Consider the following 17265-nt stretch of genomic DNA (forward strand, 5'->3'; position numbering starts at 1 on the left):
GGGGGGGGGGGGGGGGGGGGGGGGGGGGGGGGGCCCCACGCCACCCCGAGTTCACTGCGTTAAAGTGGGGCTAGCCTCACGTCCGTCACCCCACCCCGGAGCTGTGCTCCGACCCTCCCCCTCAAGGGGAGGGTAATCGCCTCAGATCTTGTCGGCGTCGCTCGCCTTCTTCTTGCCGTTCATCATCACTTCCAGATAGCCCAGCATCACCGCCGAGACGACGAAGGCGAGGTGGATCAGCGTCAGCCACATCAGCTTGCCGTCGGTATACTGGTTGGCGTTGAGGAAGACCTGCAGCAGGTGGATCGAGGAGATGGCGACGATCGAGGAGGCGACCTTGATCTTCAGGCTGCCGGCATCGAGCTTGCCGAGGAAGGAAACCTGATCATCGGCCTCGTCGAAACGGCTGACGAAGTTCTCGTAGCCGGAAATCATTACCATGACGATCAGGCTCGCCACCAAAGCCGCGTCGATCAGCGCCAGCATGGCGAGGATCATCTCGAAGTCTTCGTAGACGAAGACATTCTGGGCGATCTTCAGGAATTTGTAGCCGAAAGACAGCGCATAGACGGCCAGCGCTGCGACCAGGCCGAGATAGAAGGCCACCAGGATCCAGCGGCTCGACAGGATGATCTTCTCGATAAGCAATTCCAGCGATTTCATGGCAGGTCCCCACGGTATTGGTTCTTTGCGGCCAATACTACGAGCAAGCCCCGAGGAACAAGGGGTGTTCCAGCGGTGCTGGCCGACCGTTCGATTGTGCGTCTGGATCAGCCGTTCGGTTTGGGCGGTTTCGAGGACTTCGCGGGCGTTGGCTTGGCCGGCTTGGGCAACGCTTCCACCCTCAGTCTGACGCTTCCACGGTTGTTGCCATAAAAGTGCCAGGCATCGTTGGCGAAGCAGAAGAGATAGCCGCTGGCGCTAGGTACGAATGTCGTGCCACTACCGATGACGAAGGTCTCGTGCGGCAGTGGTTCCACTTTTGCATCTTGCGGCGGTTGAAGGGGTGGGGGCGGGTAGTCGTTGGCGACCACGCCAATGAGAGCAAACCAGGGGGCACCAGGCAGCCGCCGCGCCATGGGTACACTTCGGCGTTCGTTGCCCGCGACCTTGCGGATCAGGCTCTGCAGCCCGCCAGCGAGATTGCCGAGGCCATAGATCAATTCTGCTGGCTGAAAGCTGCCGTCGCTCGCACCGGCCGGGCTGCATTTGATGGAAGCATCCATCCATTCCCCTGTTGCCGTCAGCAGGTATGGCTTCCCCGCTTCCAGGAAAATGCCGGTGTTGTTCCACAGTTCCTTTGCATAGATGTTGACCTCCGCCGGGATCTGGCGCTGACGCCAGTATTCTCCTTGGGTGAGCGATTGGGCCACCTGTCGATTGTAGGCGGAGCCATGGACTTCTCCCGACCTTGCCGCATGGTCGAAGTGCGGGATGCCTCTGGGACGTGTCTTCATCTGCTTGAAGAAACCCTGAACCGAATCGTGCAGCACGTCTCGCTCGTTTGGCCTTATTTGTGAGACCGAAGATTCGTCGAAGTGGAGGCCCACCTTCTGCGCCTCCTTGATCATCCAGAGCAGCGCGCCGTCCGACAGTCCGCAACGACTGTAACCGCCTCCGACATCAGCATGGACGCCGGGGAACCAGACCTGCTGCATATCGACCTTTGCGTTGGGTCTCCAGAGCGTAGGGACGAAGTTCTGCCGCCTCTCGTCAATCGCGACCGCGTGGCGAGCGTGGCTGACGATGTCGCTGATCTCCGTATCATGGAAACCGTGCCGCTTGATGGAATCGAACTTGTCGAGCAGGGCAAAATCATCCGGAATCCCGAGCGAGCCGACGGTGTCCCAAACGCCGATGAAGTGGATGGGTGTTTTCTGGACAGGAAGCTCACCCGCCGTCGCATGGTGGAAGGGAAGGTCTGCGCTCGCCTGAATGGTGCTCGCCTTTTTGTGGCGATATTCCTCATAGATGCGGTCAACCGCGTCCCAGGCCTGTTTCGGATTGTTCGACCAGGGCAGGACGGCGAGGCCGCAGCGAGAGATCATGCCGCCGAGACTGCGCACCGTATAGGCTCCGCGACTGAAACCGATCAGGTAGATGTGGTCGCCGGGCGTATAGGTCGCGGCCAGCCAGCGATAGGCACTCTTGATGTTCTTCCCGAGACCTGTCCCCGTGCCGCCATCGAAACCGCGTCTGATCACGGTTCCCTCCGTGCCGACGCCTTGGTGATAGTAGCGTTCCTGCTTGTCGTCGGTGGTGGTGGTGAAGCGTGAGACGCAGTTGAAGAACTTGAAGACATTGGTCGGTGCCGGAATGCCGTTTTCCCTCATGTCGGGCGTATTCCAGGTGCCATCGGCGCAGATCACGAGATTCATTCTCAGGTCCCCTTATCCCCAGTGGAACCTTCATCATTGCATGTTGCATCGCATGTGCAACTCCCTCGTGTTTTGTTGTCTCTTGCACCTGATCTTGTTGGTGTCCGGCTCTTGCCAAGCGAGAGGACTGGGAGGATCTTCCTCTTCAACAAGAGGGGCAGGGGGAAACATGACAGTGCCATCGGATATCGACATCGCCCGCGCAGCCAGCAAGCGGCCGATCCAGGAGATCGGCTGCAAGCTCGGCATTCCCTCCGAAAGCCTCATTCCCTATGGCCATGACAAGGCGAAGATCTCGGCTCCGTTCATCCAATCGCTCGCCGACCGGCCGGACGGCAAGCTGATCCTCGTCACCGCAATCAACCCGACACCGGCAGGCGAGGGCAAGACGACGACCACGGTCGGCCTCGGCGACGGGCTGAACCGGATCGGCAAAAAGGCGGTCATCTGCATTCGTGAACCCTCGCTCGGCCCCTGTTTCGGGGTGAAGGGCGGGGCGGCGGGCGGTGGCTACGCGCAGGTCGTGCCGATGGAGGACATCAATCTCCATTTCACCGGAGATTTCCACGCGATCACCTCGGCCCACAACCTGCTTTCGGCGCTTATCGACAATCACATCTACTGGGGCAATGAACTGGAGATCGACACGCGCCGCATCACCTGGCGGCGGGTGATGGACATGAACGACCGGGCGCTGCGCCAAATCGTCACCTCGCTCGGCGGCGCGTCCAACGGTTTCCCGCGCGAGGCGGGTTTCGACATCACGGTTGCATCTGAGGTCATGGCGATCCTCTGCCTTGCGACTGACCTCGACGATCTGGAGCGTCGCCTCGGCGCGATCATCATCGGCTACCGGCGCGACAAGACACCGGTCTTTGCCCGTGACCTGAAGGCCGACGGGGCCATGGCCGTGCTGCTCAAGGAGGCGATGCAGCCAAACCTCGTGCAGACGCTTGAGAACAATCCGGCGCTCGTTCATGGCGGTCCCTTCGCCAATATCGCGCATGGCTGCAATTCTGTGGTCGCGACGACGACGGCGCTGAAGCTCGGCGATTATGTGGTGACCGAAGCCGGCTTCGGGGCGGATCTCGGGGCGGAGAAATTCTTCGACATCAAGTGTCGCAAGGCGGGGCTCAAACCCTCTGCCGTCGTCATCGTCGCGACTGTCCGGGCGCTCAAGATGAATGGTGGCGTGGCCAAGGAGGATCTCTCCCGCGAGGATGTCGCAGCCGTCGAGCGCGGCGCGGTCAACCTGGCGCGGCATCTGGAAAATCTCGCCAAATTCGGCGTGCCGGCGGTCGTGGCGATCAACCACTTCACGACCGATACCGATGCCGAGATCGCTGCCGTCAAGGCGGTGGCCGCAGGTCTCGGGACGGAGGCCGTGCTCTGCCGTCACTGGGCAGACGGCTCCGCAGGCATCGAGGCGCTCGCGCAAACCGTCGTCCGGATCGCCGAGACGCCGTCGAGCTTCCATCCGCTCTATCCGGATGCGATGCCGCTGTTCTCCAAGATCGAGCGGATCGCCACCGAGATCTATCGGGCCGGCGAGGTGACGGCCGACAAGGCGGTGCGCGACCAACTCGCCGACTGGGAGCGGCAGGGTTATGGCAACTTGCCGGTCTGCATGGCGAAGACCCAGTATTCCTTCTCGACCGATCCGACGCTGCGGGGCGCACCCGAAGGGCACACGGTGCATGTTCGCGAGGTCCGGCTTTCCGCCGGCGCCGGCTTTGTCGTGGCAATCACCGGCGAGATCATGACCATGCCCGGCCTGCCGCGCGTGCCGTCTTCGGAGAAAATCCGCCTGGATCAGACCGGTGCCATCGAGGGGCTGTTTTAGCGCCCCCGATTTAAAACCCCTGAAAGCCTGTGGTATTTCTGTCACGTTGCGACGTGACTAAATTCATGATCAAAAGAATCATGTTTTATATCTTGACGTTTATAATCATGTTTTATACGGCATGATTACGGCAGAAACATCGTCTCTGCCACGTTTTTGACGCAATCACATCCGGCCGTCCCGCACCCGTTTTCCGTGTGCGGGAACCCTTTTCTGCGGCCATGGAAAGGATACATGCATGGGCTCCCGGTCTCTTCGCCCCCTTCTGCTCGCCTGCACTGCGCTTGCGGTGACCTCCACTCTCGTTCCCGCCCGCGCCCAGGACACCGCGACGGCGGCCCAGGGCGAAACACAGCTGGAGACGATCATCGTCAAGGGGAAGAGGGTAAACGAGACTTTGGTGTCTGACAGTCCCCTTGCCAGCGAGGAGACGGCAGAGGCGCTTCGCAAGAAGGAAGTCGACAGTTTCCAGGATCTCGGGCGCGTGCTTGAACCGGGCGTGGATTTCAGCGAGTCTGTCGGCGGCGTCACGATCCGCGGCCTCGGCGGCCCGCGCGTCGTGACCACAATCGACGGGATCCCGCTTCCCTATCTCGACAATTTTGCCCGCCGCGGTGGACCCTCCAGCACGACCAATGCCAATGGGGGTGGCGATAGCTTCGACTTCAGCTCGATCTCTACGCTCGATGTCCTGCGCGGCGCCGACAGCTCGCGGCTGGGCTCCGGTGCGCTTGCGGGCGGCATCGCGCTGCGCACTCTTGAGCCCGAGGACCTGATCGGCGAAGGCAAGGATTGGGGCGGCATCGCCAAGACAACCTATGACAGTGAAGACAAGAGTGTCAGCGGTTCCGCTGCCGTCGCCAAGAAGATCGAGAATACCTCTGTTCTCTTCCAGAGCTCCTACAAGAAGGGTCAGGAGACCGCCACCCAGGGGGATGTGGATGAGATCGGGCCGACCCGTACCGAAGCCAACCCATCGGACTATGATCAGTACAGCCTGCTGTTCAAGCTCCGCCAGGAGCTGGAAGGCGGACACACCCTCGGTCTGACCGCCGAGCGTTTCCGTCGCAACACGGATACCGACCTGAAGACGCTGCAGGGTGCAACCTCAAGCTCAAGCCGAATCTGGGCTGTGGGTGAGTATGACGGCTTCGACGACACCGCGCGTGATCGTCTCTCGCTCGACTATTCCTTCCTCAATCCGGCCGAAAACGAAGTTATCCAGTCTGCCCGTCTGTCGCTCTACTGGCAGAAAACCGAGAAGAACGCCGGGGCAACCGGTCGCCGTGTTGGCGCCTTTGCCGGACCGTGGTTGCGCGACAACGAGTTGTCCGAAGGCTCCTATGGCATCACCGGCAATGTTGTCAGCGAATTCTCCACCGGTCCTCTCAATCACGAGGTCACGGTCGGCATCGACGGTTCGATCTCCGACACCAGCCAATATGTGACCGGTATCGATGCCTGCACGCTCGGGACTGTTGTCGCAGGTTGCTCGAGCCTCAAATCCAACCAGTCGGACATGCCGGATGTTGATGGCAAGCGGTTCGGCATCTTCATCGACGACAAGATCACGATGGAGAACAGTGCGTTTTCCATCACCCCCGGCCTACGTTTTGACTGGCACGATTATGACCCGGTCCTGACTGACGGGTTCAGGCAGAGCAATGCCTATACCGTCGGCGGTCTACCGGAGGCCAGCGACGGCAGCCGTTTCAGCCCGAAGCTGCTCGCCGCGTACCAGCTGACCAGCGAGGTTGAGCTCTTCGCGCAGTGGTCGATGGCCTACCGCGCCCCTAGCGTGAATGAACTCTATCTGGACTTCGTCAACACCGGCTATGCCGTCCGCGGCAATCCGGACCTGGAGGCGGAAACCTCGAATTCCTTCGAAGTCGGTGCCAACTTTGCATTCGATGATTTCAGTGGTCGGGTGACCGCCTATCACAGCCGTTACAAGAACTTCATCGATCAGAAAACGACGAACGGTGATCCGACCTATGGAAGCCTGACCCAGTACCAGAACCTCGACCGTGTCCATATCTCGGGCTTCGAGTTCAGCATGCGGAAAGATTTCGACAGCGGCTTCTTCGTTCACACAGGCGGTGCATATGCCTATGGCGAAGATAAGGATACGGGCGACTATCTGCGCTCGGTACTCCCCTTCAAGGGCGTGGTCGGCGTCGGCTACGAGCAGGTCAACTGGGGTGCGGATCTCAGCCTGATCGCCGCCGCCGGGATGCGAGACGATGACAATGTGGCGACCTTCGACGCTCCCGGTTACGGAGTCGTTGACCTCACGGCATGGTGGGAGCCTGAGCAGTTCAAGGGGCTTCGTATCCAGGCAGGCGTCTACAACATCTTCGACAAGACTTATTACGATGCCGTCGAGATGAAGGATTTCAACGCGACGACAGTGCCGGCCAACAACAACACCAACCAGCCGATCGAATACTACTCCGAAGCCGGCCGAACCTTCAAATTCTCGCTCACCCAGAAGTTCTGATACTCAGAACTCGGGCACATAACAACAACACGGCGGCGCCTTTCGGTGCCGCCGTTTGCGTTTGTCTTGATGTCCCGGTGTTTCCTGCCGGTCTTTACGCCGCCGAGCGGGCGACGGCAGACTGGCCGCGCATGGCGATGGTCTTTGCCATGTCTTCCGGCGTGTCGCGCACGCGGGAACGGCGGTTGAAGACGAACTGGCCGACGAGGCGCACCAGTTCGCTCACCTCTTCGCTCAGCGAGTGCGTGGCGGCGCTGGTTTCCTCGACCATGCCGGCATTCTGTTGCGTGAGCTGGTCCATCTGGTTGACGGCCTGGTTGATTTCGCCAAGGCCGGAGGCCTGTTCCTCGGCGGAGGCGGTGATCGCCTCGACATCGGAGGCGATGGCGGCAATGCTGGTCTCGATCTCGCCGAGCACTTCGCCGGTGTCACGCACCAGCGCCACGCCGGCGGCGACCTCGCGGCCGGATTGCGCGATCAGGCTGTTGATTTCCTTGGCGGCAGAGGCCGAACGCTGGGCGAGATCGCGGACTTCCTGGGCGACGACGGCAAAACCCTTGCCGGCATCGCCGGCCCGGGCAGCCTCGACGCCGGCATTGAGCGCGAGAAGGTTGGTCTGGAAGGCGATCTGATCGATCACGTCGGTAATGCTTGCAATGCTGGACGAGGCCGCCTCGATCCGCCGCATGGCTTCGATGGCATCCTGCACCACCTTGGTCGACTTGGTGACGCTGGCGCGGGCATTGCGGGTCTTGTCGCGGGTGCTGCCCGTGCGGCTGGAGGAGTCGCGGATGTTCTTCGTGACGTCCTGCAGCGCGGCTGCGGTTTCCTCCAGGGCGGCAGCCTGCTGCTCCGTGCGCTTGGCCAGCTGGTCGGAGGACTGCTGCAGTGCGCCAGCATTGCTCTCAATCTGCTTGGCCTTGTCGAGCACCTGTGCCATGGTTTCCTGGAAGACGGCGAGCGACTTGTTGAAATCGTGGCGCAACTGCTCGAATTCCGGCTGGAAGGGCACATCCAGCGTGTTGCGGATGTTGAACTGCGACAGGCGTTCGAGACCGGCGCCGAGATCCGTGATGACGCGCTGGAGGTTCTCTGCCTGGGCGGTCTGGGAGGCCAGCCGGGCGTTGCGCTCCGCCTCGATCACACCCTGCTGGCGTTCAGCCTCCTGTTGCAGCCGGATCTTCTCCAGGCCCGCCTCGCGAAACACGGCGACGGCGTGCGACATGGCGCCGATCTCGTCCCGGCGATGCGCATAGGGGACGGGCGTCTCGTAGTCACCGCCGGCCAGATCATTCATATAGCGGCCGAACTGGCCCAGCGGTGCCACGGCGCGCCGGCTGAAGGCGACCAGTCCGGCGACCAGCAGCAGGAAGGCCAGACCGGATGCAATGGCAGTGAAGATCGTCAGGTTGTGTGCCGTGGCAAGCGACGTGTCCTTGTGGGCGCGCATTTCGTCCTGCGCCAGCGCGGTCAGCTCGATCACAGCCGCCCGCTGGGTCTCATAGGCCTCTTCGAGCCGCTTCAGGCTGCGTGACATGACGATCCGGTTCTTGGACTTCACTGCCGGGATGAAGACCTCGTTCATTTCGGTCCAGAAGGCATCGGCGGAGGGTTTCACCTTGTTGCGCAGTCCTTCTAGGATCTCGGGGGACAGGCCGGAATACTGCCAGCGGCGCATGGATTTCGCATAGGTCTGGCGGGCGATGATGATGCGCCGGATGTTCTGGTCTGCATTTTCCGCACCGGAGCCGGTTTCAAACGCGATCAGGAAGGGTTCCATCAGGAAGAGCGGCGGCGGCATGATGTCGGCGATGAATTCCTGCCCGAGCCGAAGTTCGTCATAGACTGGGCCGTTCACCTTCAGGCGCTCGAAGCTGTAGTAGAAAACGCCGAGCGCCAGGCCGAAGCCGAGTGCGACGAAAAGCCCGAAAAATGCCAGGCTGCGAGAAATGGTCATTGTCATGCGGAGGTCCCCGTAAGCGAGATCAAGTTCACCGATGCAATCTTGTGTAGAGTAAGGTAACGCTAAATCGAGTTTTGCTAATTTTTGTATAACAAGGATTGTTGAATCTGAGATATTCAACCGCAGACGGTGTCAACAAATCCCGCTTGCACGGCGCTTCGCCTCGGGTTATCAAATCGCCCATGAAGATCGTCTCGAAGACCTTTGCTTGGTGGTGGGCACGCTAACGCGGCCTTGACCAGTCATGTCTTCAGAGGATTGACCCAAAGCCGCCCGGAAACACTCCTGAGGCGGCTTTTTTGTATTCAAGGCCTGAGGAGACGGGCCTTGAAGAATGGAGAAGGACAGACATGTCGACGATTTTGCAGGAAGACGGCTCGGAAGCCTATCAGACGCGCGGTGGCGTCACCGTGACGCGCAAGCGCCGGCCGACACCTTATGCCGATGCCATCTCCACCTATGTCGACAAGCTCGACGAACGCCGTGGTGCCGTCTTTTCCTCGAATTACGAATATCCGGGCCGCTACACCCGCTGGGACACGGCGATCGTCGATCCGCCGCTCGGCATCTCCTCCTTCGGTCGCAAGGTCTGGATCGAAGCCTATAACGGGCGCGGCGAAGCGCTGCTGACCATGATCGCCGAGGCTCTGGCCTCTGTCGACGACCTGGCGCTGGGTGAGTGCAGCGCGACCCGGCTGGATCTCGACGTCAAGCAGCCTTCCCGCGTCTTCACCGAGGAAGAGCGCTCGAAGATCCCGACCGTCTTTACCGTGCTGCGCGCCATCACAGCGCTGTTCTACTCGGAAGAAGACGCCGCCATCGGCCTGTTCGGCGCCTTCGGCTATGATCTTGCCTTCCAGTTCGATGCCATCGACCTGAAGCTCACGCGTCCCGACGACCAGCGGGACATGGTGCTGTTCCTGCCCGACGAGATCCTCGTCGTCGACCATTATTCCGCCAAGGCCTGGATTGATCGCTACGACTTCACCAAGGGGGCAGTGACCACCATCGGCCAACGGGAAGAGATCGCGCCGGAGCCGTTCCTGCATACCGACACGATCCCGCCGCGCGGCGATCATCGTCCGGGCGAATATGCCGAGCTCGTCACCAAGGCGAAGGAGAGCTTCCGCAAGGGCGACCTGTTCGAGGTCGTTCCCGGCCAGAAGTTCATGGAACGCTGCGATTCGAAGCCGTCGCAGATCTCCAAGCGGCTGAAGGAAATCAATCCGTCGCCCTATTCCTTCTTCATCAATCTCGGAAACCAGGAATATCTCGTCGGCGCTTCGCCCGAGATGTTCGTGCGGGTCAACGGTCGCCGCATCGAGACCTGCCCGATCTCCGGCACGATCAAGCGCGGCGCCGACCCGATAGAGGACTCAGCGCAGATCCTGAAGCTCTTGAATTCCAAGAAGGACGAGAGCGAGCTCACCATGTGCTCCGACGTTGACCGCAACGACAAGTCCCGCGTCTGCGAGCCGGGTTCGGTTAAGGTCATCGGCCGTCGCCAGATCGAGATGTATTCGCGCCTCATCCACACCGTCGACCATATCGAGGGTCGGCTCCGTGACGGCATGGATGCCTTTGACGGCTTCCTCAGCCACGCCTGGGCGGTCACCGTTACGGGTGCGCCAAAGCTCTGGGCCATGCGCTTCATCGAAAAGCACGAGAAGAGCCCGCGCGCCTGGTATGGCGGGGCGATCGGCATGGTCGGCTTCAACGGCGACATGAACACCGGTCTGACGCTGCGCACCGTGCGCATCAAGGACGGCATTGCCGAAGTGCGCGCCGGCGCCACATTGCTCAACGACAGCGACCCGCAGGAAGAAGAAGCCGAAACCGAACTGAAGGCCTCCGCCATGATCGCCGCCATCCGCGACGCCAAGTCCGATCCGAAGTCCAAGCGCGGCGTGGCGCGCGTGGGCGAGGGGGTCAACATCCTGCTCGTCGACCATGAGGATAGCTTCGTCCACACGCTCGCCAATTATTTCCGCCAGACCGGGGCAACGGTGAACACCGTGCGCACGCCGGTGCCGGAGGAGATCTTCGACCGGCTCAACCCGGATCTCGTCGTGCTGTCGCCCGGCCCGGGGTCGCCGACGGATTTCGACTGCAAGGCGACAATCAAGAAGGCGCGGGCCCGCGATCTTCCGATCTTCGGCGTCTGCCTCGGCCTGCAGGCGCTGGCTGAAGCCTATGGCGGCGATCTCCGTCAGCTGGCAGTTCCCATGCATGGCAAGCCGTCGCGCATCCGCGTGCTCGAACCCGGCCTGGTCTTCGAGGGGCTGGGCAAGGAGGTGACCGTCGGTCGCTACCACTCGATCTTTGCCGATCCGGCAACGCTGCACCGCGATTTCATGATCACGGCGGAAAGCGAAGACGGCACGATCATGGGCATCGAGCACACGAAGGAACCGGTCGCCGCCGTCCAGTTCCACCCGGAATCGATCATGACGCTTGGCGGTGATGCCGGCATGCGCATGATCGAAAACGTGGTGGAGAAGCTGGCGAAGCGGAAGAAGGTGAAGGCGGCCTGAGGATTAAGGGCGGGGCGCTTCGGCGCCCCGAAGCTCTGTTTGACAGCCCCCGCACTCCGTTGCAGAGTTTCTTTGCGCCACGTTGCCAGGGAGCCATGATCCGATGAACAAGGTCGTTGTAACAACTGAAATCGACGTCGGCCTGAACGAGGCGCTGGAAGAGATTGCGCGCTTCGACAACCGTTCTCCGGCCGACCTCGCTGATCAGGCGATCCGCAATCTCGTGGAAGAACGCGTGGCCACGCGTGAGCTGCTGCATCACGGCCTAAGTCTCATCGATGCCGGTAATGTAAAGGCGGTCGACAGCGCTGCGATCCATCAGTGGCTTCTCTCGGATGAGGACGATTTCCCGCAGGGACGCTGAAGGCGATGCGGCTCCGCTATCTGCCGACCTCCGAACTCGGCCTTCGCTGGATGCGCCGCTACTATCGGAGCCACCCGCAACTCGATGTCGTGGCGGCATCTGCTGCCCTTGCCTTGGCTGAGCAAAATATCCTGACCTATCCGGAGAGCGCCGCACGCTTCGAGGATCTCGATCGGGTTAGAGAGTATCACATTCGTGGCACGCCGTTTTCGCTGCTCTACGCGATCACCCCTGACGAGGTCCTTGTCATCGACATTCGAGATGCGCGCGGCCAGAGGAGTGCCGACATTCTTCGTAAATTCCTGAGAGATCTTAGCCCGTCGTTGCCAGATACCTGAATGCGCATCCCGCTGTGCACGCCCCACATTCCGCCTTGACCTCGCCTTAACCCTTCGCCATTACACTGCCGACATTCGAACGAACCGCCCGCTTTGCCGGGCGGTTTTGTCGTTTTTGGAATTGCTGCTGCAATTCACTCGCATCTGCAGGGAAGATGGCCATGGCGGCTGAAGACAGTAATCTGGTGCGGCGCATCGCCTTCTGGGGCATTCCGCTCGCCTTCGGGGTCATGGGGCTGAAGCTTCTCGCCTGGTGGGTGACGGGTTCGGTCGCGCTCCTGTCGGACGGGCTGGAATCGACGGTCAACGTGATTGCCGCCTTCATCGCCTATTTCGTCATTCGCTATGCGCAGAAGCCTGCTGATGACGATCATCCCTATGGTCACCACAAGGCAGAATATCTCTCGGCTGTTCTCGAGGGTGTTCTGATCGTGGTCGCAGCCTTGCTGATCATCCGCGAGGCAATCCCGGCCTTGCAGAACCCCACTTTGCCGGAAGCACCGTTCCTTGGTCTTGCGATCAACGGCCTTGCCGCCATCATCAATGCGGCCTGGGCAACGCTCCTGATCCGGATCGGGCGCAGCCATCGCTCGCCGGCGCTATCGGCCGATGGCCAGCACATCATGTCCGATGTGGTCACCTCGATCGGTGTGATCATCGGCCTTCTTCTGGTGCTGGCGACCGGCTATGCCATCCTCGATCCCGTGCTTGCGATCCTCGTTGCCCTCAACATCATCTGGCAGGGCTGGAAGGTGATTGCGCAGTCGGTGGCAGGCCTGATGGACATCGCCGTGTCACCGGACGAGGCTGAGGCCATCCGCCAGGCGATCAAGGAGAATTCCGAAGGCTCGCTTGGGGTGCATTATCTGCGCTCGCGCCGGGCAGGGGCCGCGACCTTCGTCGCCTTCGATCTGGTCGTGCCATCGAAGATGACTGTGCGCGATGCGCATGTCATCTGCGACAGGTTGGAAATGGCCGTGCACAAGGCAGTGCCGGGCACGCGCGTCACCATCCATGTAGAGCCCGAAAACGAAGTGGCGCATGGCGCCGGCATCGAATTCGGGCGTTGAAAATAAAAGGATATAACATGAGCAAGACTGATACGTCCGGGCTGACTCAGCTCGGCCAGAGCGTGGATGCACCAACGAGCCCCGAGAGCGCCGTTCTCGAGCGCGTGCCGAACGGCAATGCCGGCACGGATTATGTCGTGCGCTTCACGGCACCCGAGTTCACCTCGCTCTGCCCGATGACCGGCCAGCCCGATTTCGCCCATATCGTCATCGATTACATTCCGGGCGACTGGCTGGTGGAATCGAAGTCGCTGAAGCTCTTCCTCTTTGCCTTCCGCAACCACGGCGCCTTCCACGAGGACTGCTCGGTCTATATCGCCAAGCGCATCGTCGAGCTGCTTGATCCCAAATGGCTGCGGATTGGCGCCTACTGGTATCCGCGTGGCGGCATTCCGATCGATGTGTTCTGGCAGACAGGGGCTCCGCCGGAAGGCGTCTGGCTGCCCGAGCAGGGTGTCGCGACCTATCGCGGGCGCGGCTGATCGCCTCTCGGGCGGACTGGTGAGCCAGAATGACTCGGCGCAACTTTCGCGCTAGGATTTGCGGCGTTCTCACCTGAGTCGGAGCCGTCAGCATGCCGAAGTTTCTTGCTGTCTACACGATGAAGCCCGAGGACCTCGCGCGTTTCCGCAGTCTCTCCAAGGTCGAGCAGGATGCAATCGATGCCGCGGGCGTTCCTCGATGGGTGGCGTGGGAAGAGCGCAACGACGCTGCGATCGTCAATCGCGGCGGCATGGTCGGCAAGACAACCCGGGTCACGCGTGACGGCATCACGCCCGCGACGAATGCGATCTGCGGCTATCTGATCGTCGAGGCCGAGACGGCAGGCGCAGCCGCTGAGCTCTTCCGGGATCATCCACATATCACCGTCTTTCCCGGCGACGGCGTCGACATCATGCCCTTCGTCACCGAAGCTGCGGGCTGAAGCGGGCGGCAAGACGCATCCCATCGTGATTGAATCGAAAGTTGGGGACGCCACCTGCGTATGCCGTTTGTGATACATGCCTAACCATTTATTGACGATATGCCGATATTCGTAATTTCGACAAATGGTCGCGGATGACAGTGTCTTCCGTGCAGTCCTCGTTCTCGTCGGTGATTATCGAAGGGCTGTAAATGGTGTCGGACTCCGTCCTCCGGATCTCCGTCACTTGCTTCCCTTCGGGCCTCCGCGAGGCTCGTCTTTCGGCTCAATGAATGGGCTTCCCCACATTTTTTCGATTTCAGTGTCAGGCGTGCCGAAAGGCGCAGTCTCACCTGCGAACGGAGATCGTCGGCCTCGCTCTCACCCGCGATGCCGGTGTGAGCTTCGTGCGCCCTGGCTCCGGTATTCTTCGTGCCCGAAAGGAACACTTCATGTTGGAAAAGCTGACGATCAGAAGCAAGGTGCTCGTAGCACTCCTGGTTCTGGCGATCATGTCCACCGCAACTTCAGCCTGGCTGGCGGTGACCCTGAATTCTACCAATAACCAGTACCAGGTTCTCCTGACCCGGGAGGCGGATCTCACGATCCTGGGGGCACGTGCCTCCGCCGCGATCTGGACGTCGGTCTCGATGTCGCTGCGCATGGCCGACATGGATCCCAAGTCTGAGGCATACAAAGCGCTTGCCGAGCGCTATGAGAAAAACTTCAAGACCGCGACCGAGCGTTATGAACGGGTGATCAAGGAGGTCCCGAGCCGCACCGAAGCGCTCACGGAACTCACCGCATTCATCGCCGAACTCAAGCAGAATCTCGACCAGATGCTCGCCGCTGCCGCTGCCGGGGACACGGCTGAGGTCGCAGCTACGCAGGCGAAACACGAGGAACTGTTCGGCAAGCTGTCGACGCTCAGCGGCAATCAGAACCAGGCCATGCAGACACTTCTGACCGATGGCACTGCTGCACTTGGGGATTCCGTCTCTTCTGCAACGCGCTCGAGCATCTTCGGTGTTGCTGCGGGTCTGATCGTCGCCTTTGCGGTTGCGCTCTACATTTCGCAGGCCGGCATCACGCGTCCCATGCTCACCCTGCGGGCCCGCCTGGCGGGACTTGCCGAGGGCAATGTCGAAGACGACATTCCGGGCCTCGGGCGTCACGATGAAATTGGCCAGATCGCCAAGGCGGCCGAGGTCTTCCGGACCAATGCCAAGGACCGGACCCGACTTGAACGAGAGGCCGAGGCCAATCGCAGCATCAGCGAGCAGGAGCGACTGGCACGCCAGGAACAGACCCTGAAGGAAGCCGAGGACGTCAAGTTCGCGGTCGACAATCTCGCCATGGCGCTGTCCCGCCTGTCTGACGGTGACCTGTCCTTCCGCATCGACCAGCCCTTTGTCCAGTCGCTGGACGGCGTGCGCATGGACTTCAACACCTCTGCCTCCAAGCTCGAAGACGCCCTGTCCCGGGTTGCCACAAATGCCCGGGGCATCGATGCCGGGTCAAACGAGATCAAGTCGGCTGCCGACGATCTTGCCAAGCGTACCGAACAGCAGGCCGCTGCCGTGGAGCAGACTGCAGCCGCCCTCGAGCAGATCACCACGACGGTCAAGGACAGCACGAAGCGTGCCCAGGAAGCTGGCCAGCTGGTGTCCCGCACCAAGTCGGGTGCCGAAGAGTCCGGCAACATCGTCCGCAAGGCCGTGGTCGCGATGGAAAAGATCGAGCAGTCGTCGCAGTCGATCTCCAACATCATCGGCGTGATCGACGAGATTGCCTTCCAGACCAACCTCTTGGCGTTGAATGCCGGGGTCGAGGCCGCTCGTGCCGGTGAAGCCGGCAAGGGTTTTGCGGTCGTGGCTCAGGAGGTGCGTGAGCTTGCCCAGCGTTCGGCTACGGCCGCGAAGGAGATCAAGTCGCTGATCATGGCGTCGAACGAGCAGGTCCAGGAGGGCGTGCAGCTGGTTGGCCATACCGGCAAGGCCCTGGAAAACATAGTGGCCGAGGTGCAGGAAATCAACCGCCACGTGGTTGCCATTGTCGAAGCGGCTCAGGAGCAGTCTTCGGGGCTGCAGCAGGTCAACACGGCGGTCAATCAGATGGACCAGGACACGCAGAAGAATGCGGCCATGGTCGAGGAGACCACCGCAGCCAGCTACAGCCTCGCCAAGGAGGTGGGTGCCCTCAATGGACTGTTGGCGCAGTTCAGGATGGGGCAGCCTGCACAGGCGACGTCCCACCGGCCACGACCGGCGGGCGGCGCCGAGGTCCAGCATGCGTCTCCGGCCAGGACGCTCAGCCGCAAGCTTGCTTCGGCCTTCCAGGGCAATGCTGCCGTTCGCAACGACTGGGAAGAGTTCTGAGCTGCAAAGATCTCTTTTGTAGAGAAACATGGAACGGCGCGATCCTGTCGCGCCGTTCTTTCATGTCGAGGTTCCGGCCATGTTGGCCTTCGTCGGCAAAGCCTGAGGGCCCTCGGATAGAGGTGTCTCTTCAAGGGCAAACGAAAACGGCGGCCCGAGAGCCGCCGCTTGCATATGAGATGAGGCTCAGATCAGCCAGACGCGAACCGATCAGCCGAAGGCGATCGCGGCGCCACCAAACACTGTGGCAACGCCCAGGACGCGGGCGACGGCCGGCCCGAGGCGGGTGACGCCGAGGCCAAGGGCAATGCCGGCGCCATGCAGGGCCGCAGTGGCGATCAGGAAGCCGAGGCCGAAGGACAGCGCGCCGGCAGCACCAAGTTCGCCGCCATGGGCATGGCCGTGGAACAGGGCGAAGAGGCCGACGACGGCAGCCGAGGCTGCGACTGGCAGGCGCACGGCGGCTGCGACCAGAAGGCCGAGGCCGATCACGGATGCGAGGATTGCCGGCTCGACGAAGGGCAGGGAGACGCCGGCTACGGCGAGGCCGAAGCCGACGGCCATCATCGAGACGAAGGCGGCCGGAACCGCCCAGAGCGCACGGCCACCGATCTGGCTTGCCCAGATGCCGACGGCGACCATGGCCAGGATGTGGTCGGCGCCGAAGAGCGGATGGGAGATGCCGGCCATCAGCGAGCCGTGTGCTGCAGGATCAAGATGGGCAAAGGCGGGGGCTGCAGCCATTGTAAACAGGGCAGCGGTAAGTGAAAGGCGCTTCAACATGTCTTTTTCGTCCCTCTAATTGGTCGACTCAAGGCGGCCGGAATTCGGTCCCGCCGATCGCCCCCTTAAACCATGACTGAGCCTAGCGTAACCCGTCTGCGGATGTCCACGGCAAAGCTTCGTTGAAACCTACGTCGAATGCCGGTGGTCAAGCCATGGCGTCTGCGGCAGCACGTGACGCCGGCAGAACAGGACGATGCATACGGTGCC

13 protein-coding genes are annotated in these 17265 nt (G+C 61.4%); 9 read left to right on the forward strand and 4 right to left on the reverse strand.

Annotated elements, in window-relative coordinates; genetic code table 11:
- Positions 1–141: 141 nt before the first annotated feature.
- A complete protein-coding gene (locus J2045_RS22640) occupies positions 142–663 on the reverse strand; it encodes a TIGR00645 family protein (RefSeq protein WP_307377575.1) in 522 nt (173 codons plus the stop codon).
- A 107-nt stretch (positions 664–770) separates the two neighbouring features.
- Entirely contained in the window at positions 771–2378 is a 1608-nt protein-coding gene (locus J2045_RS22645) for a T6SS phospholipase effector Tle1-like catalytic domain-containing protein (RefSeq protein ID WP_307377578.1), read from the reverse strand.
- 169 nt (positions 2379–2547) lie between these two features.
- On the opposite strand from J2045_RS22645, the gene J2045_RS22650 reads away from it, so the two are divergent.
- Both J2045_RS22650 and J2045_RS22655 read left to right on the forward strand, forming a co-directional pair.
- Positions 2548–4221: a formate--tetrahydrofolate ligase gene (locus tag J2045_RS22650; RefSeq protein WP_307377581.1), complete on the forward strand. Its 1674-nt coding sequence runs from the start codon at positions 2548–2550 to the stop codon at positions 4219–4221.
- A 238-nt stretch (positions 4222–4459) separates the two neighbouring features.
- The gene (locus J2045_RS22655; protein ID WP_307377583.1) at positions 4460–6721 is read left to right on the forward strand and encodes a TonB-dependent hemoglobin/transferrin/lactoferrin family receptor; all 2262 of its coding nucleotides are present in this window, start codon (positions 4460–4462) and stop codon (positions 6719–6721) included.
- 94 nt (positions 6722–6815) lie between these two features.
- Here the strand turns inward: J2045_RS22655 and J2045_RS22660 are convergent, their stop codons facing one another.
- Positions 6816–8684, reverse strand: a complete 1869-nt coding sequence (locus tag J2045_RS22660; protein WP_307377587.1) for a methyl-accepting chemotaxis protein — start codon at positions 8682–8684, stop codon at positions 6816–6818.
- Between the two features lie 350 nt (positions 8685–9034).
- On the opposite strand from J2045_RS22660, the gene J2045_RS22665 reads away from it, so the two are divergent.
- The 7 genes from J2045_RS22665 to J2045_RS22695 all read left to right on the forward strand — a co-directional run bounded on the left by J2045_RS22665 (position 9035) and on the right by J2045_RS22695 (position 16272).
- Entirely contained in the window at positions 9035–11218 is a 2184-nt protein-coding gene (locus J2045_RS22665; RefSeq protein ID WP_307377590.1) for an anthranilate synthase, read from the forward strand.
- A gap of 103 nt (positions 11219–11321) precedes the next feature.
- Positions 11322–11582 carry a ribbon-helix-helix domain-containing protein gene (locus J2045_RS22670; protein ID WP_307377593.1) on the forward strand — a complete coding sequence of 87 codons (261 nt, stop codon included), beginning with the start codon at positions 11322–11324 and terminating at the stop codon, positions 11580–11582.
- A 5-nt stretch (positions 11583–11587) separates the two neighbouring features.
- Positions 11588–11920 (forward strand): hypothetical protein, encoded by a 333-nt coding sequence (locus tag J2045_RS22675; RefSeq protein WP_307377595.1) that lies wholly within the window; start codon positions 11588–11590, stop codon positions 11918–11920.
- A 161-nt stretch (positions 11921–12081) separates the two neighbouring features.
- Positions 12082–12990, forward strand: a complete 909-nt coding sequence (locus J2045_RS22680) for a cation diffusion facilitator family transporter (protein WP_307377597.1) — start codon at positions 12082–12084, stop codon at positions 12988–12990.
- Between the two features lie 17 nt (positions 12991–13007).
- Positions 13008–13472 (forward strand): preQ(1) synthase, encoded by a 465-nt coding sequence (queF, locus tag J2045_RS22685; RefSeq protein ID WP_307377600.1) that lies wholly within the window; start codon positions 13008–13010, stop codon positions 13470–13472.
- A gap of 92 nt (positions 13473–13564) precedes the next feature.
- Entirely contained in the window at positions 13565–13915 is a 351-nt protein-coding gene (locus J2045_RS22690) for a hypothetical protein (protein ID WP_307377603.1), read from the forward strand.
- A gap of 431 nt (positions 13916–14346) precedes the next feature.
- A complete protein-coding gene (locus J2045_RS22695) occupies positions 14347–16272 on the forward strand; it encodes a methyl-accepting chemotaxis protein (protein ID WP_307377606.1) in 1926 nt (641 codons plus the stop codon).
- A gap of 210 nt (positions 16273–16482) precedes the next feature.
- Here the strand turns inward: J2045_RS22695 and J2045_RS22700 are convergent, their stop codons facing one another.
- The gene (locus tag J2045_RS22700) at positions 16483–17055 is read right to left on the reverse strand and encodes a HupE/UreJ family protein (RefSeq protein ID WP_307377609.1); all 573 of its coding nucleotides are present in this window, start codon (positions 17053–17055) and stop codon (positions 16483–16485) included.
- Between the last annotated feature and the right edge of the window lie 210 nt (positions 17056–17265).

Origin of the sequence: Peteryoungia aggregata LMG 23059 (genome assembly GCF_030814435.1) — a bacterium.
Lineage (GTDB): Bacteria > Pseudomonadota > Alphaproteobacteria > Rhizobiales > Rhizobiaceae > Allorhizobium > Allorhizobium aggregatum.

Excerpts from the sequence above, each read along its gene's own strand:
- J2045_RS22660 (WP_307377587.1), bottom strand. The coding sequence starts at position 8,684 with ATGACAATGACCATTTCTCGCAGCCTGGCATTTTTCGGGCTTTTCGTC.
- J2045_RS22690 (WP_307377603.1), top strand. The coding sequence starts at position 13,565 with ATGCCGAAGTTTCTTGCTGTCTACACGATGAAGCCCGAGGACCTCGCG.
- J2045_RS22665 (WP_307377590.1), top strand. The coding sequence starts at position 9,035 with ATGTCGACGATTTTGCAGGAAGACGGCTCGGAAGCCTATCAGACGCGC.
- J2045_RS22680 (WP_307377597.1), top strand. The coding sequence starts at position 12,082 with ATGGCGGCTGAAGACAGTAATCTGGTGCGGCGCATCGCCTTCTGGGGC.
- queF (WP_307377600.1), top strand. The coding sequence starts at position 13,008 with ATGAGCAAGACTGATACGTCCGGGCTGACTCAGCTCGGCCAGAGCGTG.
- J2045_RS22670 (WP_307377593.1), top strand. The coding sequence starts at position 11,322 with ATGAACAAGGTCGTTGTAACAACTGAAATCGACGTCGGCCTGAACGAG.
- J2045_RS22655 (WP_307377583.1), top strand. The coding sequence starts at position 4,460 with ATGGGCTCCCGGTCTCTTCGCCCCCTTCTGCTCGCCTGCACTGCGCTT.
- J2045_RS22695 (WP_307377606.1), top strand. The coding sequence starts at position 14,347 with ATGTTGGAAAAGCTGACGATCAGAAGCAAGGTGCTCGTAGCACTCCTG.
- J2045_RS22675 (WP_307377595.1), top strand. The coding sequence starts at position 11,588 with ATGCGGCTCCGCTATCTGCCGACCTCCGAACTCGGCCTTCGCTGGATG.
- J2045_RS22645 (WP_307377578.1), bottom strand. The coding sequence starts at position 2,378 with ATGAATCTCGTGATCTGCGCCGATGGCACCTGGAATACGCCCGACATG.
- J2045_RS22650 (WP_307377581.1), top strand. The coding sequence starts at position 2,548 with ATGACAGTGCCATCGGATATCGACATCGCCCGCGCAGCCAGCAAGCGG.
- J2045_RS22640 (WP_307377575.1), bottom strand. The coding sequence starts at position 663 with ATGAAATCGCTGGAATTGCTTATCGAGAAGATCATCCTGTCGAGCCGC.
- J2045_RS22700 (WP_307377609.1), bottom strand. The coding sequence starts at position 17,055 with ATGTTGAAGCGCCTTTCACTTACCGCTGCCCTGTTTACAATGGCTGCA.